The 22,439-nt window shown below is 55.3% G+C and carries 25 protein-coding genes and 1 pseudogene; 18 read left to right on the forward strand and 8 right to left on the reverse strand.

Annotation, left to right across the window (positions count from 1 at the left end; all coding sequences use genetic code 11):
* Window positions 1-2 precede the first annotated feature (2 nt).
* From GCD22_RS02490 to GCD22_RS02505, 5 genes are all read right to left on the reverse strand, one after another.
* Window positions 3-392, reverse strand: a complete 390-nt coding sequence (locus GCD22_RS02490; RefSeq protein WP_010639607.1) for a type II toxin-antitoxin system VapC family toxin — start codon at window positions 390-392, stop codon at window positions 3-5.
* Window positions 389-634: a FitA-like ribbon-helix-helix domain-containing protein gene (locus GCD22_RS02495; protein WP_031575767.1), complete on the reverse strand. Its 246-nt coding sequence runs from the start codon at window positions 632-634 to the stop codon at window positions 389-391. The genes GCD22_RS02490 and GCD22_RS02495 overlap by 4 nt, the downstream gene beginning before the upstream one ends.
* Window positions 635-869: 235 nt before the next feature.
* Window positions 870-1,166: a toxin-antitoxin system HicB family antitoxin gene (locus tag GCD22_RS02500; RefSeq protein ID WP_211371682.1), complete on the reverse strand. Its 297-nt coding sequence runs from the start codon at window positions 1,164-1,166 to the stop codon at window positions 870-872.
* A gap of 16 nt (window positions 1,167-1,182) precedes the next feature.
* Entirely contained in the window at window positions 1,183-1,293 is a 111-nt protein-coding gene (locus tag GCD22_RS18880) for a tyrosine-type recombinase/integrase (RefSeq protein ID WP_404813579.1), read from the reverse strand.
* Window positions 1,254-1,667 carry a phage integrase N-terminal SAM-like domain-containing protein gene (locus GCD22_RS02505; protein WP_425321086.1) on the reverse strand — a complete coding sequence of 138 codons (414 nt, stop codon included), beginning with the start codon at window positions 1,665-1,667 and terminating at the stop codon, window positions 1,254-1,256. The genes GCD22_RS18880 and GCD22_RS02505 overlap by 40 nt, the downstream gene beginning before the upstream one ends.
* Window positions 1,668-1,837: 170 nt before the next feature.
* Between GCD22_RS02505 and GCD22_RS02510 the strand changes: the two genes are divergently transcribed.
* Together GCD22_RS02510 and GCD22_RS02515 are read left to right on the forward strand one after the other, a co-directional pair.
* Window positions 1,838-2,677 (forward strand): hypothetical protein, encoded by an 840-nt coding sequence (locus GCD22_RS02510; RefSeq protein WP_051690766.1) that lies wholly within the window; start codon window positions 1,838-1,840, stop codon window positions 2,675-2,677.
* A gap of 72 nt (window positions 2,678-2,749) precedes the next feature.
* Window positions 2,750-3,673, forward strand: coding sequence for a hypothetical protein (locus GCD22_RS02515; protein ID WP_031575756.1), 924 nt, complete (start codon window positions 2,750-2,752; stop codon window positions 3,671-3,673).
* A gap of 298 nt (window positions 3,674-3,971) precedes the next feature.
* On the opposite strand, the pseudogene GCD22_RS02520 reads toward GCD22_RS02515, so the two are convergent.
* Window positions 3,972-4,661: pseudogene (locus GCD22_RS02520) on the reverse strand (IS91 family transposase); the annotation flags it as partial.
* A 45-nt stretch (window positions 4,662-4,706) separates the two neighbouring features.
* A complete protein-coding gene (locus tag GCD22_RS02525; RefSeq protein WP_425321085.1) occupies window positions 4,707-5,939 on the reverse strand; it encodes an IS256 family transposase in 1,233 nt (410 codons plus the stop codon).
* Between the two features lie 424 nt (window positions 5,940-6,363).
* On the opposite strand from GCD22_RS02525, the gene gltX reads away from it, so the two are divergent.
* The 8 genes from gltX to GCD22_RS02570 all read left to right on the forward strand — a co-directional run bounded on the left by gltX (window position 6,364) and on the right by GCD22_RS02570 (window position 15,529).
* Window positions 6,364-7,773, forward strand: a complete 1,410-nt coding sequence (gltX, locus tag GCD22_RS02535) for a glutamate--tRNA ligase (protein ID WP_031576075.1) — start codon at window positions 6,364-6,366, stop codon at window positions 7,771-7,773.
* A gap of 157 nt (window positions 7,774-7,930) precedes the next feature.
* The gene (locus GCD22_RS02540; RefSeq protein ID WP_031576073.1) at window positions 7,931-9,868 is read left to right on the forward strand and encodes an aconitate hydratase; all 1,938 of its coding nucleotides are present in this window, start codon (window positions 7,931-7,933) and stop codon (window positions 9,866-9,868) included.
* Window positions 9,865-11,154, forward strand: a complete 1,290-nt coding sequence (gene icd / locus GCD22_RS02545; RefSeq protein ID WP_031576070.1) for an NADP-dependent isocitrate dehydrogenase — start codon at window positions 9,865-9,867, stop codon at window positions 11,152-11,154. The genes GCD22_RS02540 and icd overlap by 4 nt, the downstream gene beginning before the upstream one ends.
* Before the next feature lie 10 nt (window positions 11,155-11,164).
* The gene (gene sucC, locus GCD22_RS02550) at window positions 11,165-12,328 is read left to right on the forward strand and encodes an ADP-forming succinate--CoA ligase subunit beta (RefSeq protein ID WP_031576067.1); all 1,164 of its coding nucleotides are present in this window, start codon (window positions 11,165-11,167) and stop codon (window positions 12,326-12,328) included.
* A 1-nt stretch (window position 12,329) separates the two neighbouring features.
* Window positions 12,330-12,674, forward strand: a complete 345-nt coding sequence (locus GCD22_RS02555) for a hypothetical protein (protein ID WP_031576064.1) — start codon at window positions 12,330-12,332, stop codon at window positions 12,672-12,674.
* Entirely contained in the window at window positions 12,671-13,543 is an 873-nt protein-coding gene (gene sucD / locus GCD22_RS02560) for a succinate--CoA ligase subunit alpha (RefSeq protein WP_024893553.1), read from the forward strand. Before GCD22_RS02555 ends, sucD begins: the two co-directional genes overlap by 4 nt.
* A complete protein-coding gene (locus GCD22_RS02565) occupies window positions 13,543-15,204 on the forward strand; it encodes an NAD+ synthase (RefSeq protein ID WP_024893554.1) in 1,662 nt (553 codons plus the stop codon). Before sucD ends, GCD22_RS02565 begins: the two co-directional genes overlap by 1 nt.
* Window positions 15,191-15,529 (forward strand): P-II family nitrogen regulator, encoded by a 339-nt coding sequence (locus GCD22_RS02570; protein ID WP_010641551.1) that lies wholly within the window; start codon window positions 15,191-15,193, stop codon window positions 15,527-15,529. The genes GCD22_RS02565 and GCD22_RS02570 overlap by 14 nt, the downstream gene beginning before the upstream one ends.
* 145 nt (window positions 15,530-15,674) lie before the next feature.
* Here GCD22_RS02570 and GCD22_RS02575 read toward each other — a convergent pair whose 3' ends face one another.
* Window positions 15,675-16,451 (reverse strand): outer membrane protein assembly factor BamD, encoded by a 777-nt coding sequence (locus tag GCD22_RS02575; RefSeq protein ID WP_176211929.1) that lies wholly within the window; start codon window positions 16,449-16,451, stop codon window positions 15,675-15,677.
* On the opposite strand from GCD22_RS02575, the gene rluD reads away from it, so the two are divergent.
* The 8 genes from rluD to def are packed head-to-tail and all read left to right on the forward strand — an operon-like array spanning window position 16,450 to window position 22,177.
* Window positions 16,450-17,409 (forward strand): 23S rRNA pseudouridine(1911/1915/1917) synthase RluD, encoded by a 960-nt coding sequence (gene rluD, locus GCD22_RS02580; RefSeq protein ID WP_031576059.1) that lies wholly within the window; start codon window positions 16,450-16,452, stop codon window positions 17,407-17,409. The two genes, GCD22_RS02575 and rluD, sit on opposite strands and share 2 nt — an antisense overlap.
* Complete coding sequence (pgeF, locus tag GCD22_RS02585) at window positions 17,399-18,151, forward strand: peptidoglycan editing factor PgeF (RefSeq protein WP_031576057.1); 753 nt, start codon at window positions 17,399-17,401, stop codon at window positions 18,149-18,151. Before rluD ends, pgeF begins: the two co-directional genes overlap by 11 nt.
* A gap of 6 nt (window positions 18,152-18,157) precedes the next feature.
* Complete coding sequence (locus tag GCD22_RS02590; protein WP_031576055.1) at window positions 18,158-18,709, forward strand: cupin domain-containing protein; 552 nt, start codon at window positions 18,158-18,160, stop codon at window positions 18,707-18,709.
* Entirely contained in the window at window positions 18,706-19,878 is a 1,173-nt protein-coding gene (locus GCD22_RS02595; RefSeq protein WP_031576054.1) for a RuBisCO large subunit C-terminal-like domain-containing protein, read from the forward strand. Before GCD22_RS02590 ends, GCD22_RS02595 begins: the two co-directional genes overlap by 4 nt.
* Complete coding sequence (locus GCD22_RS02600; protein WP_035211645.1) at window positions 19,878-20,534, forward strand: HAD-IB family phosphatase; 657 nt, start codon at window positions 19,878-19,880, stop codon at window positions 20,532-20,534. The genes GCD22_RS02595 and GCD22_RS02600 overlap by 1 nt, the downstream gene beginning before the upstream one ends.
* Complete coding sequence (gene mtnB, locus GCD22_RS02605) at window positions 20,524-21,153, forward strand: methylthioribulose 1-phosphate dehydratase (protein WP_031576049.1); 630 nt, start codon at window positions 20,524-20,526, stop codon at window positions 21,151-21,153. The genes GCD22_RS02600 and mtnB overlap by 11 nt, the downstream gene beginning before the upstream one ends.
* On the forward strand, window positions 21,150-21,671 hold the full coding sequence (locus GCD22_RS02610; protein ID WP_024893562.1) for a glycine cleavage system transcriptional repressor: 522 nt from the start codon (window positions 21,150-21,152) through the stop codon (window positions 21,669-21,671). The genes mtnB and GCD22_RS02610 overlap by 4 nt, the downstream gene beginning before the upstream one ends.
* Window positions 21,671-22,177, forward strand: a complete 507-nt coding sequence (def, locus tag GCD22_RS02615; RefSeq protein WP_031576046.1) for a peptide deformylase — start codon at window positions 21,671-21,673, stop codon at window positions 22,175-22,177. The genes GCD22_RS02610 and def overlap by 1 nt, the downstream gene beginning before the upstream one ends.
* Window positions 22,178-22,439 lie beyond the last annotated feature (262 nt).

Genomic DNA, 22,439 nt, shown 5'->3' on the forward strand with positions numbered 1-22,439 from the left:
CTCTATGATAGGCCTATCGTCGTCGCTGGGAACGCTTTGCGCAGCTTGGCGTCCATCGTCACGAGCTTTACGTCGAGTTGCCTGGCCAGTGCAATGAATTCGCAGTCGTAGGCGGAGCATCCGCTGTCGCGGGCCAGAGTCAGCACCTCAAATGAGTCCACGTCGTATTCATGATCCGCCAGTAGTGTCTCTGCTTCACGCTGGATACGAAATGCCTGATCGAATTCAAGCAGCTTCTTTCGTATATACAGAGCCAGTATATTGCGCAGCTCACTGCGCCAAAGCAGCGGCGCAACCCAGTCAGGGTCCCGCTCAAGCAGCCGTTCGGCTTCCGCTGTGAATTCGCCTGGCAGGTACAGGTAGGCAATAACGTTCGAGTCAACTACGATCATCGCCGCCCTTGCCGCTTGAATTCATCAATGTCCTTCGCTGCAAATGCCCCCTGCTCCAGTGGTGCGCGCAACGCGCGGGCGCGCGTGATCCTGTCCGAGGCAGTCGCCTTGCGCGGCAGCAGCGCCGTCTCAAGCACCGAGATTGCTTCGTTGTTAAGGCTGCGCCGGTGTACTTCGGCTGTCTCCTTCAAGCGCGCGTATACGTCGTCCGGGATACCCTTCAGGGTCAAAGTCGTAGGCATGCCAATCTCCAACCAAATTGGCACCATTATGGTTTCGGTCTTGGTTCAGGTCAACGGCGGTGCCCTTCGCAGGCAGAGGCTAACCTCTCTGTTAAAGGGACACCTTCTGACAAGCGGCGCGTTGAATAGCTGACTTCACCAATCGGAGGGAGCCATCAGGGTTACATCCTCGTAGCTGGCGAGGAACAAGAGGTCGCTGAATCAGAAAGCCAGGTCGGCGGCCACACGCACGAGCTCAGGCGTTAGAGCGAGAAAGCACTGTCGGCATATCGAGAACGGCAAGGCCTTTAGTTACATCACATCTAGCGGCCATGGCCCGAAAGCGGGTTTCGGCATCAAACTCTGCTATTGCTTGCGTGGAAAGCTCTTCCATCAGCTTGTTAATGCTAATGTGTTTGCGCTTGGCCAATGCTTTCAAACGCATATGCTTGTCATCGGGTAACCGTACAGTCAGGGTAGCCATATCAACTTCCTGGACATTATTGCCAGCCCGATATTTCATGGTGTTGTGCTTGCTTTCACTGTGGTCCATTTCCCATGACGCTTTATTATTGGTCGAGCGGGCTGATAATACCGCGACCACCCTTGTTCAGGACGTGGGTATAAATCATGGTGGTACTTACATCCTTATGGCCCAGTAGTTCTTGAACGGTGCGAATATCATAAAGGCGCGCGCCTCCGTAGGCGTAAGCACTACGGGCAGATGCTGCGAAGGCTTGGCATTGGTAATGTTATCCAACCAGGGCAGATCTATATTCAGCACCTGCTTGTACAAAAAAAGCAGAGCTGCCTTGGCCTGATTTTGAGTGGATGACGATACGTGACGCTCATTGGCGAGGTAACTCAGAAAAGCCTCCACCTCAGCAGCCCCCATATTTTGGGGATGGCGCTTCCGATGGAACAAAATATAACGCCGCACCCAATCGGTATAAACTTCTTCAGTGCGGATACTGTAATGCATCGTCCGGATGTGGGCGCGCAGTTGATCCAGAAGCTTGGGCGGGTTGCTGGAATGTGGTGGAGTGTTTTTCATCCGGAAAATTTTAGGCTGTCCTAAATTGTTGCGCAATGGAAAGTATCATTAATATACAGCATGTTGATTACTGCTAATATTGCATTAGACAATACTTGTGTGGTAATATTTCACAATCTAAATTACGTTAGATTGTCAATTTTCAAATTGCTATTACTAGAGGGCTTAGCATGAATACAGAAACAACAAGCAAATCGAAGACCTCTGGTTTTTTGACACTTCCTGTGTTGAGAGATGTAGCACTTGTTTTTTTGATAGCCATTATAGGATGGAAGCTTTTCAATTCTGAGCTCCAGATTGACCTCTCAAAGTTTTCATTTTCAGAATTTTTGGCTTTAATACTTTCTATTTTCTCTGTATGGCTATCAGTGGCCTTCTATTTCAAGGCTTGTGACACCAGCAATCAATTCTACGACAACTCGTATAAATTCACTAAAGATATGTCGGAAATTCTAGGGCGTATAGAAGCTGGCTTTGGCGAGAAGCTGCGGCATCTTGATGAGGGATACAGTGGCATAAGGGATAAATTCGACCGTATGCCGCATTATGGTGTGTCGATAAGTACAGAGGTAAAAAATGAAGAAGCTGAAGTGAAGAAACGAGAGGAAGAACAACGCGAGTTACTAGAACACCTTGCAAAGAGAGCTAAACTTGCTGAGGGTGAAAAACAGGATATATTTGCAAAACTTGCCGAAAAAAATGAGGAGTTAGAGCAATCCCGACTTGAGTTGCGCCACCTACGTCGAAGTGCTGAGGAGCTATCGCACGGCGATCGCGAACTTAGAGGTTCACTAATACGTTATGTCGCAGAGCAAATTCACAAAGCAACCCCTCCTGATCTACCTACAAATTCACCACAAGCTTCTATAACGCGAATTTTCAGAAAAATACGTGAGGACTTAGCTAAAGAGGCAATCCGTGACTTACGACGGTTTGATTTTCTTGATGAAGAAGGAAATTTAACACGCGATGCGATCATGCGTATTCGTATGGTAATTAAACGAATCTAACCTTTCATCCAAGAGGGACGCGCTAAAGCGCATCCCTTAATTTAACGTTATGCGTCATCTAAGGAGCCGTAAATGGAACCTGTGCTGTGGTGGAAGAACTTCGCGCTTGGCATTGAGCTTGATGCAGCGGGCACGTTCATCTACAACGGGATTCGTGCGCTTCACGAAATGCACCATTTTCAGCATCCCGTTGACAGCTTCGAAGTCTTATACAACTTATCCGTGGGTATAGAGCGATTACTTAAGGTAGCAATTATTCTGGTTGAGCATTTGGATGATGGCGATCAGCACGCCCTCGAAGAAAGTCTAATAACTCATAACACATTACAGCTCTTGGATAGGCTAAATAGCGCTAAAAACTTACAACTGCAAGACGCTCACCGGGAGTTCTTGGCAATCCTGTCCAAATTCTACAAAAGTTATCGATATGGGCGATACTCGTTCGGTATTATCCCTAACATTTCGGAAGAAAAGCTTGCTCTTATCCTATTTTTGAAGCGTCACCTCAGCTTGGATGTAGACGTAAATGACGAGTTTGTGCCGCTCTACAACACCAATCAGATCCGCAAGTTCATCGGAAGAATGGTTAGGAAAGTGTCGTCTGGTGTGTTTGACGTCATCAAAAACCGAGCTAGTGAGCTAAATATATATACGGATGAATTACGAGGAGACTCGAAAGCGATCAAGGTGTTCTACGGAGATCGCTTGGACTTTGTAGACGAAGAACTCAAGAAGAAGGAATTCATCCTGTTTCTTATGAACCCCGCTGTTAAAAGCAGGTATATCGAACTACTTCGGGATATGGAGCCATTGGATATAGACGTTGGTATGGCGCCGAGCTACGTCCGTGCGCTCCTTAATGACGCTGACTTGCCCTTTGTGGAAGAGGCAGTCGATGAAGCCTACACCGAGCTAAGTAACGTCAAAGATCGATTACAGTTTTTGGAAGTGATGGATAGTGAGCACTTGGCCTACGACGAAGAAGATGACGCATAACGAATAAGGTTAGATCGTGCGAAGCCACGATCTGAAACGTTTGTTGGACGAGCCCGGTTCTGCGCGCCGACAGGGCCGCACAGAAAATATGTATTTGGGAAGTACCCCGGTTTGGAGTTTCACCGGGAGGATATGGGCTATTCCACCGGCTTCGTGCCTGACGCTGCGGTAGCCGATGTTCATTTTACTCGTTGGCAGGTCGATGCTGCTGCGAATTGCCCAGATTCAAGGCAAGCCGGTGCCTCAGCTTGCGGGCGCTGGCTCCCGATGCCTGCCGAAGGGCGTGGCGCTTACATGGTCAATGCACTCCCTCGGGAGCTATGGGCGGTGGCATGCCCTCTGAATACCCTGACCGAATCCGCGTTCGCACGATCAACATCACCGCACCGCGGCAAGCGCAGAGAATGGGGGCGCGCGGCTTGACCCATGCCGCCGCCTGGATTGAAGCGCACCTGAGCAGCACCTGCAGCAAGGCGATCAAGCACTTGCAGTTGGGGTGCAGAAAGCCAAAGTTGCGCGCACGCCTGAATCCCTTAGGCAGCACATGCTGCAACACCAGCCACAGGAATTGTGCGCCGAACACAGTGCGCCGCACCAGCTTCATGGTCTTGCCGTTGCGATAACGGAAGCTGACCTGGCTGGCGGTGCAGGCGAGGATGTCTTTCTCGGCGATGACGCCCCGGTAAAGATAGCGCCCCAGATAGAGGAGTGCCTTCTCGCCGGTGCCTACGGATTTGCAATCCACCACCCATGCCATGGGATAATGGTCTGGCAAGGTCAATCCAGCCGCTTCGATGTGCGCCAGCAGCTTCGCCCGGAACACTTTGGCCAGCGCCTTGTGGTTGAACAGATAGCCACCTTTTGCCTGGTTCCGGCGCTTGGTGCGCCATTGCTGGCGTTGGTCGTCGATCGCCGCTGCCGGCATGACCAGATGGACATGCGGGTGGTAATCGAGCCGCCGCGTGTGGGTGTGCAACACCGCGATGGCGCGAGCTATAGTCAAATCTGGTGTATGAGCATTTTCTGACACAGATCAGGCGGCGGTCTGTTGATCATCCGGCAGGGTGAGGTTAGCCGGTAAGCCATCGATAAATTTCACCCCTGCAAAAAGCTGCAGGACTTTCTCTGGAGCATAAATCCCAATCCAGCGTTTTTCAGCCTGCTGCAGCATCTTGAAACCCAATCCCAGAAAGCTGCTGCGTGATACACAGTTCTTCGTCCGGGTAGTCCGGTGGCGTACCGTAGCGAAGGTGGACTCAATGGCATTGGTGGTCCGGATATGCCGCCAGTGTTCGGCCGGAAAATCATAGAAAGCGAGCAATTCAGCCCGATCTTTTTCCAGTTTAGCCACGGCCTTGGGATACTTTGCCTGGTAATTGCGCACAAACACGTCCAGTGCTTTTTCCGCAGCCTGGCGATTGGCGGCCATCCAGATTTCCTGCAACGCTGCCTTGGCTTTGCTCTGTTGGGCTTTGGGAAGTTCGTTGAGAATGTTGGCGGTCTTATGCACCCAGCAGCGTTGCTGACCAGTTTCGGGATAGGCTTCATCCAGTGCGGCCCAAAACCCCATGGCACCATCCCCAATGGCGAGCAAAGGGGCCGTCTCCAGACCGCGCGCCTGCAGGTCACGCAGGATCTCCAGCCAGGAAGCTTTGGATTCGCGCAGGCCGTCACTGACACTGACCAGCTCTTTCTTGCCCTCTGCCGTCACGCCGATAATCACCAGCAGGCAGATACGCGGATCCTCCTCCGCACGGAGGTTCGTATAAATACCGTCTACCCACCAGTAAGCATAGCGCTTTCCCTGTAGGGAGCGGTGTTGCCAATGGGCATACTCTTGCGCCCACTCCGCCTTGAGACGTCCCAACACCGCAGGTGAAAGTCCCTTGGCCTCATCACCCAGCAAAATGGAAAGGGCTTCCTGCATGTGGCCGGAAGACACCCCATGCAGATAGAGCCAAGGTACTGTAGCGGCTACCGTTCGTGATTTGCGTACATACGGAGGCGCCAGTACCGAATTGAATTTGATCCCCGATCCTGAGCGGTCCCGCACCTTGGGTACTTTGACGGGTACCGGACCCAGAGCGGTCAGGATCTCGCGCTCCGGCAGATGCCCATTACGCACGACCGCCTGACGCCCATCAACCATCCGCACCGTCGCAAATTCTTCCAGCAATACCGCCACCTCTGCCTCTATGGCCTGCTCAATCAGAGAGCGTGCCGCGCGTCGAAGTATCCCTTCAATGCCCAGACCCAACTCTCCCATCCCACCTGCTATTACGGTATTCTTTTCCACGGCGTACTCCTTATGTTGCTCTTTGAGTCGGAAACCCTTTGTAGCAACAGTACGCCACCTCATTCAAGCCAGTTGTAACGCGCCCGTACACCACTTTCGAGCATAGCTCCGATGGCGCCGGACATACCGTGCAATTGTTTGTCATTGCTCGGCACCAGGCAAGGACGTTCTCCATAAAGTATGTTTAAACGTGCTGAGGTGCTTTTCATGTCAAGAGTCCGCGTTGATGAAGATATCTGCCCTCTGTCTGAATTTCGGGCAGAGGTGCCACATTTGTAAAACAGCTCCATGAGAGCTGATATTTGGAACGTATCGGATTGTTTACAAGGATACCGAAGCCAGAGAGTGCCTGTTATCATTTGCTCCTATGTTTACTGCTGCAGGTTGATTGCTCATGTCTGTTCGTACCCGTTTTGCGCCGAGTCCTACTGGTTATTTACATATTGGGGGTGTCCGCACCGCTCTGTATTCGTGGTTACATGCCCGCCGCCAGGGGGGGCGTTTTGTGCTGCGCATTGAAGATACGGATCTGGAGCGCTCTACTCCCGAAGCGACGGCGGCTATTCTTGAGGGCATGGCCTGGCTGGGGCTCGATTGGGACGAAGGCCCTTTTTACCAGACACAGCGCATGGATCGTTATCGGGAAGTGCTGGCACAGATGTTGGCAGCAGGGACTGCCTATTACTGTTATTGCAGCCGTGAAGAAGTGGATGCCATGCGTGAAGAGCAACGCACGCGCGGCGAAAAGCCCCGTTATGACGGGCGTTGCCGGACACGCAGTACCGCCCGTGAGGGGGTGGCACCGGTTATCCGTTTTCGCAGTCCGGATACGGGCGAAACGGTGGTAGAAGACCTGATTCATGGTCGGGTCAGCTTTCAGAACAGTGAACTGGATGATCTGATTATCGCCCGCTCTGATGGAACGCCTACCTACAATTTCTGTGTGGTGGTGGACGACTGGGACATGGGTATTACCCATGTTATCCGGGGCGATGACCACCTCAATAATACCCCCAGACAAATGCAGATTTTGCAGGCCTTGGGTGCAAATCTGCCGGTTTACGCCCATGTGCCGATGATTCTCGGGCCGGACAAGCAGAAACTTTCCAAACGCCACGGTGCTGTCAGCGTACTGGAATATCGGGAGCAGGGATTTTTGCCGGACGCCCTGCTGAATTTTCTGATTCGTCTGGGCTGGTCGCATGGTGACGAAGAAATATTCAGTCGCGAACAAATGATTGAGTTTTTTCAGATTAATACCGTCAATAAAGCGGCTTCGGCGTTTAACCCGGAAAAATTGCTGTGGATTAATGCCCAGCACATGCAACGGCTGAGTCCCGAGGGCCTGGCTCAGCATTTACGGCCATATCTGGACGCCCAGGGCATCACCGAGGCAAGTTTGGCCCAAGGCCCGGACTTGTCTGCGGTGGTCGCCTTATTGCAGGAGCGTGCCAAGACCCTGGTAGAAATGGCCGAGGCCGCCAGAATTTTTTATCTGGCTCCAGTGACGGGTGAGGTCAAGGATGTAGAAAAACATCTGCATGGTCAGGGCGCTTTGCTGGAGAGTCTCCTCCAGCATCTGGAAGCCTTGCCGGTTTGGACGGCGGCGGCCATTCACAGTGCCATTCAGGAGTTGGCCGTCAGTCATGCCGAGGGGAAAATGGGAAAAATCGCCCAGCCCTTACGGGTTGCCGTGGCCGGGCGAGCGGTTTCCCCACCTATTGATGGCACCCTGGCGCTGTTGGGAAAAGCCGAGACGCTTGCCCGTATCCGTCATGCTCGCAGCTGGCTTGCGGCGGTCTGAGCGCAGTCCCAAGCAATTTGGGTTGGGTGATATACGCGCATCCTTCCAATTTTCAGGGATTTTAGCAGCTGCTGATACTTGGCGTCGGGCGGTTCATTTGCGATGATGGAGTCAAGCGCAGTTCCCGATCGTATTTTCCAGCTCAGGAGATCAGCTCATGGCTATGAACGTCACCCAGAAAATTATTGCCGCGCACTTGGTGAGTGGCACCCTCAAGGCGGGGAGTCCGATAGCTATCCGTATTGATCAGACGCTCACCCAGGATGCCACTGGAACCATGGCCTATTTGCAGTTTGAGGCGTTGGGTCTGCCTCGGGTACGCACTGAACTGTCTGTTTCCTATGTCGATCATAATATGCTGCAGTCCGGCTTTGAAAATGCGGACGATCACCGGTTTCTGCAGAGCTTTGCCGCGAAATACGGGGTCCATTTCAGTCGGCCGGGCAATGGCATTTGTCATCAGGTACATCTCGAACGGTTTTCCAAGCCGGGTGGTACCTTGTTGGGTTCGGATTCCCATACGCCGACTTCAGGCGGTGCCGGAATGCTGGCTATTGGCGCGGGCGGCCTGGATATTGCCCTGGCCATGGGCGGTTTGCCCTTCAACCTGAATATGCCGGAAGTGGTGGGCGTCAAACTGACGGGAAAATTGCAGCCCTTTGTCAGTGCCAAGGACATCATTCTTGAAGTATTGCGGCTGAAAACCGTCAAAGGCGGGGTGGGCAAGGTGTTTGAGTACTTCGGGCCGGGGGTGGCACATTTGAGTGTTCCTGCGCGCGCGACCATCACCAACATGGGGGCGGAACTGGGAGCAACCACCAGTGTTTTCCCCAGTGATAGCGTGACCCGGGACTATCTTGCCGCCCAGGGGCGTGGAGCGACCTGGTCCGAGTGGGTGGCTGATGCGGATGCGAGTTACGACGAAGTGCTCGAAATCAATCTGGATACGCTGGAGCCCCTGATTGCCTGCCCGCATAGCCCGGATAATGTCAAAAAAGTGCGGGAAGTGGCCGGAACCAAGGTGGCCCAGGTGGCCATTGGTTCCTGTACCAATTCCTCCTACACCGACCTGATGACCGTCGCCCAGATGCTCAAGGGCAAGGTGGTTGCGGATGGGGTCAGTCTGGGAGTTTCTCCGGGTTCCCGTCAGGTCATGGAAATGGTCACCAAGGATGGCGGGTTGCTGGACTTTATTGGTGCCGGATCACGTATTCTGGAATCTGCCTGCGGACCCTGCATCGGGATGGGTTTTGCACCACCCACCCAGGGAGTTTCCGTACGCTCCTTCAATCGTAATTTCTACGGGCGTTCCGGCACCAAAAACGCCGAGGTTTATCTGGCGAGTCCGGAAACCTGTGCGGCCTGCGCTCTGACCGGCGAGATTACTGATCCCCGCGATTTGGGTCTGGCACCTATTCACGTCGATTTACCGGGACAGTTCCTGGTGGATGATCGCATGGTGCTGGCCCCTGCGCCTGAGGGCACGGAGGTTGAAATTATTCGCGGTCCGAATATTGCCAAGCTGCCGGCAGGTAAGGCCGCGCCCGCGCATCTGGCAGGCGAGGTGCTGATTCGTCTCGAAGACGATATCACGACCGATCATATTATGCCGGCGGGTGCTAAGGTGCTGCCTTTGCGTTCCAATCTGCCCGCTATCTCCGAATTTGTTTTTCATATGGTGGATGAAACTTTCCCGAGTCGGGCCAAGGCATCCGGCGGTGGTTTTATTGTGGCGGGTCGTAATTATGGTCAGGGTTCCAGCCGCGAACATGCTGCGCTGGCACCGCGCTATCTGGGCGTTCGGGGGGTGTTGGTACTGTCCTTTGCCCGGATTCATCTCGCCAATCTGATTAATTTCGGGATATTGCCGCTCACTTTTGTGCATGCTGAAGATTACGCCAAGGTACAGGCGGGTGATCAGCTGGGCCTCGATCTGTCGGGCCTGACTCTGGGGAAACCCCTGATGTTACGCGATGAGACGCAGGGTCTGGATATTGAAGTGATGCCGCAGCTTGCCAGCGCCCGTGATCTGGAATTGATTTTGAAGGGGGGTGCCTTGTCCTGGGCGAGTGAACAACTGGAGCAGGTGTCATGACGACCCATATTCAGAAACCCGTAACAGGCAGTCCCTTGACGCTGCTGAATGGGGTGTTGCAGGTGCCAGATCAACCCATTATTCCCTTCATTGAGGGCGACGGGATTGGTTGTGATGTGACTCCGGCCATGCGCAGTGTGGTGGATGCGGCAGTGGCCAACGTCTATGGAGGACAGCGGCAGATTGCCTGGATGGAATTGTTTGCCGGTCAGAAGGCCGTGCAACTGTATGGTGAAGGGCAGTATTTGCCCGATGAGACCATGGCCGCCATTCGGGAATATAAAGTCGCCATCAAAGGTCCTCTGGAAACTCCGGTGGGCGGGGGGATTCGTAGCCTGAATGTGGCCATGCGTCAGGATCTCGACTTGTATGTCTGCCTCCGGCCGGTGCGTTATTTTGAGGGGACGCCCAGCCCCATGCGGCATCCGGAAAAAGTGGATATGGTTATTTTCCGGGAAAACTCCGAGGACATTTACGCCGGTATTGAATGGCCTGCGGGTAGTCCCGAAGCAGAAAAAATCATCCGTTTTCTGCGGGAAGAAATGGGCGTCACAAAAATCCGCTTTCCCGACAGCTCTGCCATTGGCATCAAACCCGTATCGACGGAAGGTTCGGAACGTCTGATCCGGCGTACCATTCAATACGCTCTGGAGCATGGCAAGCCCTCTGTCAGTCTGGTGCACAAGGGTAATATCATGAAATTTACCGAAGGTGGTTTCCGTGACTGGGGTTATGCCCTGGCGGAGCGGGAGTTCGCCGGACGGGTATTTACCTGGAGGCAAAAGGCCGCCATCAGCAAGGCAGAAGGTAAGGCGGCAGGACAAAAAGCTGAGCAGCAGGCCATTGCCGACGGGAAGCTGATCATCAAGGATGTGATTGCCGATAATTTTCTGCAGCAGATTTTGCTGCGCCCGGAAGATTACTCAGTGGTTGCCACGCTGAATTTGAATGGTGACTATGTTTCTGATGCCCTGGCCGCAGAAGTTGGGGGTATTGGCATGGCACCCGGTGCCAACCTTTCTGATACCCACGCGATTTTTGAAGCCACCCATGGTACGGCACCCGATATTGCCGGACAGGGCAAGGCCAACCCCAGCTCGCTGATTTTGTCGGCCGTCATGATGCTGGAGCATCTGGGCTGGGGAGAGGCTGCTCAGGCGATTGTGGCGGCCATGAATGCCGCCATTGCGGCTGGTGAAGTCACCGGTGATCTGGCGGCCTTGCGGGGTGATGTGCCGGCACTGAGCACCACAGAGTTTACGGCAGCGCTGATCCGCCGTTTTTAAAGGAACTTTCATGAATCTGCATGAGTATCAGGCCAAGCGTTTGTTGGCCGAAGAGGGGATTTCGGTCCCCCGCGCCATTCCCGCTTTTTCGGTGCGTGAAGCCGTGAATCAGGCGCGTGAACTGGGCGGTCCGGCCTGGGTGGTGAAAGCCCAGGTGCATGCCGGAGGCCGAGGCAAAGCTGGTGGGGTGCGGGTCGTTCACAGTATTGCCGGAGTGGAAAAAGCCGCCCAGGAGCTGCTTGGAAAACCATTGGTAACCGCCCAGACCGGTGCGCAGGGCCAGCATGTGGCGGCTTTGTTGATTGAGGAGCCAAGCAGTATTGCCCGCGAGTTGTATTTGGCGCTGATGGTGGACCGGGGACAGGCCAGAATTACCTTTCTCGCGACACGGGAAGGCGGCATGGATATTGAGGAACTGGCTGCAACCCGGCCGGAAGCTTTGAAAAAGCTGGTTGTTAATCCCAGCACCGGATTTTTGCCTTTTCAGGCCCGACAGCTGGGATTTGAGTTTGGTCTGGATACCAGTCAGGTGCAGCAGCTGACCCGCATCATGCAGGGCATGTATCGTCTTGCCCAGAAGCTGGATGCCCTGATGGTCGAAATCAACCCGCTGGCGGTTACCAGCGATGGCCGTCTGCTGGCGCTGGATGCCAAGCTGGTTATGGATGACAATGCCTTGTACCGGCATCCCGAATCTGACGAATTGTTTGATTCCACCCAGCAGGATGGTCGGGAAATTACCGCCAGACAGTTTGGGCTCAATTATATTTCCCTGGAGGGGAATATCGGCTGCATGGTCAATGGTGCCGGTCTGGCTATGGCGACCATGGACATGATCAAGCTGCATGGCGGGGAACCCGCCAACTTTCTGGATGTAGGTGGTGGTGCGGCGGCAGACAAGGTCACCCAGGCATTTAAGCTGATTTTGTCCGACACCCGGGTAAAAGCCATTCTCGTCAATATCTTTGGCGGCATCACCCGCTGTGATTTGCTGGCAGAGGGCATTATTCAGGCCGCAGCCGAGGTGGGCATCCATCTGCCGGTAGTGGTGCGCCTGGAAGGGACCCGCAAGGAGGAAGGGATGGCTTTGTTGAGAGAAAGTGGCCTGTCATTGATTTCTGCCGATGGTCTGACGGATGCCGCTGTGAAAGCGGTGGCTGCCGCTCAGGGTTAAGGTGTCCATCAATATTTTCTGGTTGCAGCGGTTGTGGCCGGTATTGCGCAATTCCGGCCCGTTGATTTCGCGTTTGGCCGATGCCTACGTAAAACGCGGCGCAGATCAAAAATCTGCCGAGCGCATGGCGGAAATGGCGGTGCTTCTGGATCAGATTCTCGACGAGCGACTGAAAACGGTGGCCCAGGTGGATGATCTGGAGGGTCTCCGGCAGGATCTCGCCGCGCTGCGTAGCGATGTGAATCATGCCCAGCCCGTTGTCCGGCGCAATCCTTACATACTGCTTTTATTGCTGGGTGAAGCCGTCATTATTCTACTGTTGATTCTTGTTTTGGTGCATATATGAGCATATTGCTGTCTCAGAACACCCGTATTATCTGCCAGGGGTTTACCGGCAAGCAGGGAACTTTTCATTCGCAGCAGGCCGTGGCTTATGGCTCCCGCATGGTTGGCGGGGTCACACCCGGAAAAGGGGGCAGCCGCCATCTGAATTTGCCGGTTTTTAATACGGTGGCTGATGCGGTGCAGGAAACCGGCGCCGAAGCCAGTGTGATTTATGTGCCTTCTCCCTTTGCGGCCGATGCCATTATTGAAGCGGCTGCGGCGGGCATTGAACTGATTGTCTGCATTACCGAGGGAATCCCGGTGCATGACATGTTAATGGTGAAACACTATCTGGCGGGTTCGACGGCGCGTCTTATTGGTCCCAACTGTCCCGGTATTATTACTCCCGGACAGTCAAAAATCGGGATTATGCCCGGTTCCATCCATCGTCCGGGCAAGGTCGGCATCGTCTCCCGTTCTGGCACCCTGACCTACGAGGCGGTTGAGCAGACCACCCGCCTGGGTCTCGGCCAGAGTACCTGTGTCGGCATTGGTGGCGATCCACTGATCGGCATGAGTTTTGTCGAGGTGCTGGCGCTCTTTGAGGCGGATCCACAAACCGAGCTGATTATCATGGTTGGCGAAATCGGCGGGCGCATGGAAGAAGAAGCGGCTCACTATATTCAGTCCAGTGTCAGCAAGCCAGTGGTGGCTTTTATTGCCGGATCAACGGCGCCCAAGGGCAAGCGCATGGGCCATGCCGGCGCGATCATTGACGGCAATGCCGGAACTGCTGCGGCAAAATACGCGGTACTGGAGGCGGCGGGGGTACATTGTGTGCATTCTCCGGCTGAACTGGGTATGCGCGCCGCAGCTTTGTTGAGCCGTTAATGCGCGTCGCTCTGGCGCAGTGCAATGTCTGGGTCGGTGACATCGACCGGAATGTGGCATTGATCCTGAAGGCAGCACAGGAGGCAAAAGCTGGGGGTGCCGATTTACTGGTAACCCCGGAGCTGGCTTTATGCGGTTATCCTCCCGAAGATCTGCTGCTGCGTGAAGACTTTGTGCAGGCCTGCGCAGAAGCGGTAAAAACCCTGGCAGCGCAAACGCCTTTACCCTTGTTGTTGGGGCATCCCCAGCGCGTCAACACGCGGCTTTATAATTGTGCCAGCTTGTTGCGAAATGGTCAGGTAGAAGCGGTTTACCACAAGCACTGTCTGCCCAATTACGCAGTATTTGATGAACTGCGTTACTTTACGCCAGGTACCCAGCCCCTGACTTTTGACTGTGCGGGAGTCTCCTGCGCCGTGGCAATTTGCGAAGATGTCTGGTGTGGTTCCGAAGTGGCTCAGGCCTCCAGAGACCAGGGCGCGGAGTTACTTGTGGTCCTCAATGCCTCCCCTTACCACCGGCACAAGCAGGGGGAAAGGGAAGGACGGCTGGCGGCGCTGGCAACGCAGACACAAATGCCCATCTGCTATGCGAACCTGGTGGGTGGTCAGGATGAGCTGGTTTTTGACGGTCGATCGTTTGTGGTGGATGCACAGGGTCGGTTGGTAGCCCGGGGGCCGATTTGTGAAACGGCGGTCATCCTCACGGATTTTGAAAAAACCACTCAGGGTTTGCAGGTTAAAGGTGATACAGCGCTCATTGCGGCAGCCGATACGGAGACCGAGGTTTATGCGGTCCTGACTCTGGGGGTCCGCGATTATGTGCGTAAAAATCATTTTCCGGGTATTGTGCTGGGCCTTTCGGGCGGGGTGGATTCAGCCTTGACCCTGGCAATCGCTGTGGATGCTTTGGGGGCGGAGCAGGTGCATGCTCTGATCATGCCTTCCCGTTATACCGCCGAAATGAGCGTTGCAGATGCCATTGCCGAGGCCCAGAGTCTGGGGGTTTCCTACGATCTGATTTCCATCGAGCCGGTTTTCCAGGCTTACTTACAGACCTTGGCGCCGCTGTTTGAGGGACGCCCGGTGGATACCACCGAGGAAAATCTGCAGGCGCGGGTGCGTGCCGGGTTGTTGATGGCCTACTCCAACAAGTTTGGGCACCTGCTGGTAACCACCGGCAATAAAAGTGAAATTGCGGTGGGTTATGCCACCCTGTACGGTGATATGGCGGGTGGTTTTGCGGTCATCAAGGATATCCCCAAAACCCTAGTGTATCGTCTTGCCCGCTACCGCAACCAACATGCCCTTGTCATTCCCGAGCGGGTATTGACCCGGCCACCCTCGGCGGAGCTGGCGCCCGATCAACAGGATCAGGACAGTCTGCCCTCCTACGAGGTGCTGGATGCCATCATTGCGGCCTATGTAGAAAATGACCGGTCTGCAGCAGAACTGATTGCCTCCGGTTTTGCAGCCGACACGGTGCAGCGGGTATTGAAGTTAATTGACCGTGCCGAGTATAAAAGAAGACAGGCGGCTCCCGGTGTGCGCATCAGCACCCGCGCATTTGGAAAAGATCGGCGCTATCCTATTACCAACGGCTACGCTTCCTGGGGTGGCCATCATAAGCTGAACGAGGAGCAACACCATGAAAAAAATTGAGGCGATCATCAAGCCCTTCAAGCTGGATGACGTGCGCGAGGCATTGCAGGAAATTGGTCTGGCCGGAATGACCGTAACGGAAGTGAAGGGTTTCGGACGGCAAAAAGGGCATACCGAGCTCTACCGGGGGGCGGAATACGTGGTGGATTTTCTACCCAAGCTCAAGCTGGAAGTGGTCGTTGGCGACGACATGGCGGATCGCGCCATTGAAGCCATAGAACAGTCTGCGCGTACCGGCAAAATTGGCGATGGCAAAATTTTTGTGAGTGCTGTGGAAAGAATTATTCGCATTCGGACGGGCGAAGAAGGTGCCGAGGCGGTCTGATCCTGCTCACCAGGGTGCAGCCAGCTGCTCCCTCAGCGATCACCTGATTCGGCCATTGGCCTAGGGGCTGTTGACGCGAACAGCCCGGGCTAAAGTTGCTGTTAAATCTCCAAGCTAAGGGCTGTTTTCGGGTATATGGCCTTACTCAGTTGCCGGTGCCCAGATCGCCCAGGTATTTGCTTTTGGGGTAATTGTAGGCGAGCACCTTGCTTACGGTTTCCGCCTGATTCTGGAGGTTGAGATGCCGGTAGGAGCGGACCAGATAGTACAGGGCTTCTTCCCTTGAAGGGCTGAGCTGATAGCGGGTGACCACGTTATCACAGCGATTGGCCGCCGCAACGTAAGCGTGGCGCGTATAATAGAACTTGCAGATGTCCAGGTTGCGCTTCCCGAGAATATCGATGATTTTGGCCATGCGCAGACGGGCATCGACAGCATAGGGACTATGGGGCCAGCGTGTGGCCAAGGTCTGCAGAGTGCTAAAGGCTTCTTCGGCGGGTTTGGGATTCCATTCAGCGCCCTGGATGCCTTCATAGTAGGCAATGCCTTTCAAATACCAGGCATAATCCACATGGGGGTTGGCCGGATGCAGTTTGATAAAGCGTTCGGCGGCTGCTGCAGCGGCTTCGGAATCGCCACTCTTGTAGTAACTGTAAGCAGTATCCAGTTGTGCCTGTTCCGCATAGGGACCGTAGGGATAGCGGGTTTCCAGTTCTTCATAATGGCGAATGGCCGAAGTGTAATCTCCGCGTTCCATGGCTTGCTTGGCGGGCTGATACATTTGGGCAGCCGATTCGTGGGTTTCCGCAGCCTGATCGCTCTTGTGAGGAGTGCTGGCACAACCGGCCAGAAGGGCAGTACAACAAAATGAAATAAGTAAGCGTTTGCGCATGAAGGACAATAGTCTATAGTGGCGAGCCATGAGCGACGATACTACGGGACTTCCCATGATTTTGCCAGTGGATCAAGCCGGTGAACGACTGGATGCGGTTTTGAGTGGCCTGCTTCCGGACATCAGCCGCAGCCGGATCCAGACCCTGTTGAAAGACGGCCATATTCGGGTGAACGGCGCCGTCGAAAAACCCAGCCTGCGCATCCAGGGCGGAGAAGCGGTGAACATTGACTGGCCGGAAAGCGAACCCAGTGTCTGGCTGGCCCAGGATATTCCTCTGCATATTATGTATGAAGATGCGCATATTCTGGTCCTCCACAAACCGGCCGGACAGTTGACCCATCCCGGTGCCGGTCATGCGGATGGTACCCTGGTAAACGGGGTGCTGGCGCATCTACCGGAAAACGCCTATCTGCCCCGGGGTGGTATTGTCCATCGTCTGGACAAGGACACCACCGGCTTGCTGGTAGTGGCCAAAACCGAAATGGCGCGGCAGTCGCTGATTGATCAGTTGGGTGACCATACCATGCACCGGGAGTATCTGGCCCTGGTGAATGGCCCGATGACCGGGGGTGGTCGGGTGGATGAGCCCATTGGCCGCCATGCCCATGATCGGCTGCGGATGACCGTGCGTGCCGACGGGCGCCCGGCACAAACCGATTTTCGTCTGGTGGAGCGCTTCCCCCGCCACAGCTTCCTGCGTTTGCGTCTGGCCACCGGGCGTACCCATCAGATCCGGGTGCACATGACCCATATTGGTCATCCGTTGGTCGGGGACCCGGTATATGGGGGGCGCATGAGCGTGCCCCAGGGTCTGGATGCTGAAGGCTTGGCTTACTGGCAGCAGTTTCGGCGACAGGCCCTGCATGCCTGGCGCTTGAAGTTGTACCATCCGGAAACGGAAGAGTTGATGAGTTGGGAAAGTCCACTTCCGGTGGAAATGGAAAAACTGCTGGATTTGTTGCGGCAGGCCCGCCGTGCCCATTGAGGCACCATCTATTCTAATCCCTGACTGGCCGCTGCCCGCCGGGGTACATAGCGCGGTTACCCGGCGCAACGGGGGTTACAGTGAAGGTCCTTATCGCTCATTCAATCTGGGCGATCATGTTGGAGACGCGGCACAGGCTGTGGCTAAAAATCGCGAGATGCTGCGTACCTGGCTGAAATTGCCGCAAGAACCACAATGGCTGCGCCAGGTACATGGTATGGAATTACTGCAGATTCCAGCTGGTCAAGACCTCTCTGCGCTTCCCGAAGCTGATGGGGCGGTCACCCATCTTGCCGGGCAAGTGTTAGCGGTATTGACGGCTGATTGTCTGCCGGTGCTGGCTTGCAGTCGTGATGGTCAGCATCTCGGGGTCTTTCACGCCGGCTGGCGGGGTCTGCTGGCTGGCATTCTCGAAAAAGGGGTGGCGGCGCTGGCGGTGCCAGGTAAGGAAGTTCTGATATACTTGGGGCCAGCAATCGGGCCTGAGGCTTTTGAAGTGGGCCCTGAGTTGCGGGCAGCTTTTGTTGCGGAAGATCCGCAGGCTGTCAGCGCCTTTCGTGCCGGGCCAGGGGATCGCTGGCTGGCGGATATTTATCAGCTTGCCCGGCAGCGCCTGCACCGGGTTGGGGTCACGGCCATTTATGGTGGGGGCCTGTGTACTTTCAGTGATAGCGAATTTTTTTCATACCGGCGCGATGCAGCAGTGACCGGACGAATGGCATCTTTGATCTGGAGGGAATAAGTCATCATGGCGACTTTACGCAGAGCCGGTGATCCGGCGCTGGTTACGGACCCCGACATCATTGCCGGGCTGTTGGCTCCGCTGGGTGTGCTTCTGGAAAAGCTGCCTGTTCCTGCAACGGACAGCAGCCGCAGCCTGTTGGCCCAGGCAGAACTCAGTAGCAACGATCAGGAAAAGCTGCTGGAGACTCTGGATGCGGTGTTTCGGCGCTTACAATCCGAAAAAGGGTATCAGGACCGGGATCTGGTCGTGCTTTATCCCGGCCATCCCCAGCTGGAGGCACTCAACGCCCGTTTTCATCGGATTCACACCCATGATGATGAAGAGGTGCGTTACATCGTCGATGGCGAAGGCGTTTTTGGCTTTGTACTGCCCGATGCGCAGCAGGTCGAGCTGACGGTGGTGGCGGGCGACTATATTCATGTTCCGGCAGATGTGGAGCACTGGTTCCGCCTCAATCAACTCCAGCGGATCAAGGCGGTCCGTTACTTCAGTGCCCGAGGCGGATGGACTCCCCATTATACGGAACGTCCCTTGCAGAGTTTTCACGATTTATGAGTGCCTACATAGAGGTGGATTACCAGTTTCCTGCCGGGGTTGATGCGCAGCGGCAGGCTCAGGCCATTGCCATCGGGCAGACTGCCGGAAGCTGGGACGCGCGCTTTCAGCATCGGGAAGAACAGCTTCGCGGGCATCTTGCTGAAGTGCGGGCAGTACATGACTTACCCGAGGGGCGACACCTGGCGACCATCCGTTTTCCCGCCGAAAATGTGGATGGACGCATGGGTAGCCTGCTGACCATGATTTTCGGGAAATATTCTCTGGCGGGCCCGGCCAAGGTCATGTCCATACGCTTACCTGAAGGGTATGGGCAATCCTGTCGCTTTGGTCTGGCGGGTATCCGCGAAAAACTGAACGTAGCCGAGCGCCCCCTGATTATGGCTATTTTCAAGCCCGCTCTGGGGCTGAGTGCCGGGGACCATGCCGAAATTCTGGCGGAAGTGGCGATGGCCGGTCTGGACATCATCAAAGATGATGAAATTCTGCCGGACCTGCCCTCAGCCGCGACGCTGGCCCGCTGGGAAGCCTGTGCACCCATTATTGAGGCGCGTCGCGATCGCACCGGGCGGGATCTACTTTACGCCATGAATCTTTCCGGCGATGCCCGGCAGGTTCATGAACTGGCCCGGCAACTGGTTGCCCGTGGTGCCAACGCCCTGCTCCTGAATGTGCTTGCCTATGGATTCCCCATGCTGGAAGCCCTGGCAGCAGATCCGGAAGTGAACGTCCCGATTTTTGCGCATCCGGCTCTGGCCGGGGCCTGGTGCGCTGCACCCGATCATGGTTTTGCCTATGCGGCCATACTGGGGACGGCAATGTCCTGTGCCGGTGCAGATGCGGTTCTTTATCCGGCCCATTATGGCAGTTTGCCTTTTCCGGAGGCGGACGAGCAGGCCATTGTTGCGGCCTTACGGGCGCGGGGCGTGGCGCCAGTTCCCTCGGCGGGGGTGCACCCCGGTATGTTGGATGCCATTCTGGAAGATTACGGCCCGGAGCTTATTCTCAACGCCGGTACCGGCATTATGGATCATCCCATGGGACCCTCCAGCGGCGTGCTGGCCTTTCATGAAGGGCTGGAGCGCTGGCAGGAGGGTGCTTCCCTGAAGCTGTCTGATCTGCCCGCCGGACCTTTGCGGGCGGCCGTGGAAAAATGGGGGGCTGCCTGATGTTGTCCAAAGCCATTTTCTGTGATTTTGATGGAACCATCACGGAGCTGGAGATTTTTGTGGCCTTGATGCGGCATTTCGCCCCGGAGGCTGCCGCACAGGTTCTCCCGGAAATATATGCGCAACGCTTGGGGCTGCGGGAAGGATTACCCCGGATCCTGGAAGGCATTCCTTCCCAACGCTGGCCGGAAATGGAAGACTTTGTCCGGGGTACAGTCTTGCGTCCCGGTCTGGAACATTTACTGGCTTCCGCCCGCGAGGCGGCTGTGCCTTTTATTGTAGTGACGGGTGGCTTTACCCGCATGGCAGAAATCGTCCTGGAACCTTATCGCGCCGATATTCACGCGATTCACGGGCTGGAAGTGGATTGCTCCGGCCCGACTTTGCGGGTTTTTTCGCCCTGGCAGGATGCGCATGAACTGGTCGCCAAACGTCAGGTGCTCGCCCATTATCAGCCCCGGACGGCGCTCTGCATTGGCGATTCCATCACCGATCTGCGGGTGGCGCGCGACTGCCCTCTGGTTTGTGCCCGTGATCGGCTGGCGCAATATCTGCAGGAAGAGGGCAAGGCTTTCATTCCCTTTGAAACGCTGGATGACGTCAATGCTGCCCTGGCAGCACGCGGTTGGTGGAAGGAGGGTGCCGATGCACCATGAAGATTTGCGACAGGAGCTGGCACTGGCTGCCCGAAGCTTTTATGAAAGAGGCTGGATGCTGGGAACAGCCGGTAATTTATCGGCGCGCATGGCTGAAGAGGCTTTCTGGATTACCGCCAGTGGCCGTCCCAAGGACTTGCTGGACACCGAAGATTTTGTTTCCGTAAACCTCCAGGGAGAAGTGCTGCTTGCTCCCGGCGGACGTAAACCTTCGGCAGAAACTTCCATCCATCAGGTGATTTATCAGCATATTCCTGAAGCCCGGGTGATTTTTCATGTGCATTCCATTGAGGCCAATCTCTGCGGACATTTCGCCAGAAACGGGCAACTCCGTCTGCCGCCGCTGGAAATGCTCAAGGGACTGGGGGTTCCCGATGCGGAACCCGAAATTGATCTGCCGGTTTTTGCCAATCATCAGGATGTTGCCCGCATTGCCAAAGATATGGATACTGCTTTTACGCAAGCCATTCCTCCGGTGCCCGGTGCGCTGATTCACCAGCATGGCGTGACTGCCTGGGGGAGCGATTTGTTGTCTGCACGCCATCACCTGGAATTGCTGGAATATTGTTTTCGTTATCTCGTACAGGCTAAAGCCCTCGCTATAGGAGTTCAGGCATGAGTCAAGCGCTTCTCACCGTCATCGGCGAAGATCGCCCCGGTATTGTCGCAGCTGTCACCCAGGCGCTGTTTACGGCGGACTGCTCCATTGGTGATGCTTCCATGATGCGTCTGGGCGGCTATTTCACCATCATGCAGGTCATTGACTACAGCAGGGACCTGGGCTCTGTGGAAATGGCCCTGGATCCTGCCATCAAGCGCCTGAATTTACGGGTACACCTGGATCCTATCTCCAGTGTTGCGGTCGCGGCAGATCTGCCCAACACCCGGGTCACAGTGTATGGGGCCGATCATCCGGGTATTGTGGCCGGAGTAACCGGCGCCCTGGCCGCCATCGGTTTTAATGTGATTGATCTGGAAAGCGAAAGCTCCGGAAGCGCCGAGCGGCCACTGTACGTCATGGTCATTCAGGGTTATGCCCCCGATGGCATTGAAAGCGTGCGCAAGGCGGTTTTGCCCCTGCGCGAAAAACAAGGGGTAGAAGTGGGTGTCCACCCCATTGAAGCGGCCGTATTCTGATGACGGTACTGTCCATCCTCACCTATCCCGATGCGCGGCTGCAGCGCAAGGCCGAAGCCGTCCAGGTTTTTGACGATGAGCTGCTAAAATTTGTCGGGGATTTGTCCGAAACCATGTACGCCGGTCCGGGCGGCGTCGGTATTGCCGCCCCTCAGGTAGATCGCCATCAGCGCATTGTCATTGTCGATGTGCGTCCCAAACTGGGGGATGATTGCCATGGTCTGATGGTGCTCATCAACCCCGAACTGATGGCCTGGGAAGGCATGGCTGTGGGCCGCGAGGGCTGCATGTCGGTCCCGGATTTTACCGGCAATGTTATCCGTGCCGAGCGCATTCGGGTGCAGGCCCAGGACGTGTCGGGACGCGAGCGCAGTTTTGAATGTGAAGGCTTTGAGGCGCGGGCGGTGCAGCATGAAATGGACCATCTCGACGGTTTTCTGTTTCTGGACCGCCTGGTTTCACGAAAAACCGATCTGTTCCGCCGCAAGAATTATCAGAAATCCTAATAACCACCAATCATCCTGAAAACGGCAGTTGCCGTGGGTGCTTTTTGCTCCGTTGTTCCTCGCCTGTTGTTCTAAGGCGCATCCTGCTGTCAGGAGAGAACTCGCCCTTCGGGCTCAAACAGCTCTCCTGACGGGCGCAGGATTCCGCCAAGAACAACAACGGCTCGAAACAAAAGTCGCTGCAAAGCACCCACGGCAACTGCCGTTTTCAGGATAGCCGGCATCCCGGTTATGGTGGTCCTGGGGATATGCGTTAAACTGC

The sequence above is a fragment of the Acidithiobacillus thiooxidans ATCC 19377 genome (genome assembly GCF_009662475.1).
Classification (GTDB): domain Bacteria; phylum Pseudomonadota; class Gammaproteobacteria; order Acidithiobacillales; family Acidithiobacillaceae; genus Acidithiobacillus; species Acidithiobacillus thiooxidans.

Bases quoted from the DNA above. Each gene is read 5' to 3' on its own strand.
- GCD22_RS02500 (WP_211371682.1), bottom strand. From the start codon at position 1,166: ATGGACCACAGTGAAAGCAAGCACAACACCATGAAATATCGGGCTGGC.
- GCD22_RS02510 (WP_051690766.1), top strand. From the start codon at position 1,838: ATGAATACAGAAACAACAAGCAAATCGAAGACCTCTGGTTTTTTGACA.
- GCD22_RS02540 (WP_031576073.1), top strand. From the start codon at position 7,931: ATGGCTATGAACGTCACCCAGAAAATTATTGCCGCGCACTTGGTGAGT.
- GCD22_RS02600 (WP_035211645.1), top strand. From the start codon at position 19,878: ATGTTGTCCAAAGCCATTTTCTGTGATTTTGATGGAACCATCACGGAG.
- icd (WP_031576070.1), top strand. From the start codon at position 9,865: ATGACGACCCATATTCAGAAACCCGTAACAGGCAGTCCCTTGACGCTG.
- GCD22_RS02495 (WP_031575767.1), bottom strand. From the start codon at position 634: ATGCCTACGACTTTGACCCTGAAGGGTATCCCGGACGACGTATACGCG.
- GCD22_RS02590 (WP_031576055.1), top strand. From the start codon at position 18,158: ATGGCGACTTTACGCAGAGCCGGTGATCCGGCGCTGGTTACGGACCCC.
- GCD22_RS02565 (WP_024893554.1), top strand. From the start codon at position 13,543: ATGCGCGTCGCTCTGGCGCAGTGCAATGTCTGGGTCGGTGACATCGAC.
- GCD22_RS02505 (WP_425321086.1), bottom strand. From the start codon at position 1,667: ATGAAAAACACTCCACCACATTCCAGCAACCCGCCCAAGCTTCTGGAT.
- GCD22_RS02525 (WP_425321085.1), bottom strand. From the start codon at position 5,939: ATGGGAGAGTTGGGTCTGGGCATTGAAGGGATACTTCGACGCGCGGCA.
- rluD (WP_031576059.1), top strand. From the start codon at position 16,450: ATGAGCGACGATACTACGGGACTTCCCATGATTTTGCCAGTGGATCAA.
- GCD22_RS02595 (WP_031576054.1), top strand. From the start codon at position 18,706: ATGAGTGCCTACATAGAGGTGGATTACCAGTTTCCTGCCGGGGTTGAT.
- GCD22_RS02610 (WP_024893562.1), top strand. From the start codon at position 21,150: ATGAGTCAAGCGCTTCTCACCGTCATCGGCGAAGATCGCCCCGGTATT.
- GCD22_RS02570 (WP_010641551.1), top strand. From the start codon at position 15,191: ATGAAAAAAATTGAGGCGATCATCAAGCCCTTCAAGCTGGATGACGTG.
- sucD (WP_024893553.1), top strand. From the start codon at position 12,671: ATGAGCATATTGCTGTCTCAGAACACCCGTATTATCTGCCAGGGGTTT.
- sucC (WP_031576067.1), top strand. From the start codon at position 11,165: ATGAATCTGCATGAGTATCAGGCCAAGCGTTTGTTGGCCGAAGAGGGG.
- def (WP_031576046.1), top strand. From the start codon at position 21,671: ATGACGGTACTGTCCATCCTCACCTATCCCGATGCGCGGCTGCAGCGC.
- GCD22_RS02490 (WP_010639607.1), bottom strand. From the start codon at position 392: ATGATCGTAGTTGACTCGAACGTTATTGCCTACCTGTACCTGCCAGGC.
- mtnB (WP_031576049.1), top strand. From the start codon at position 20,524: ATGCACCATGAAGATTTGCGACAGGAGCTGGCACTGGCTGCCCGAAGC.
- GCD22_RS02515 (WP_031575756.1), top strand. From the start codon at position 2,750: ATGGAACCTGTGCTGTGGTGGAAGAACTTCGCGCTTGGCATTGAGCTT.
- GCD22_RS02575 (WP_176211929.1), bottom strand. From the start codon at position 16,451: ATGGCTCGCCACTATAGACTATTGTCCTTCATGCGCAAACGCTTACTT.
- gltX (WP_031576075.1), top strand. From the start codon at position 6,364: ATGTCTGTTCGTACCCGTTTTGCGCCGAGTCCTACTGGTTATTTACAT.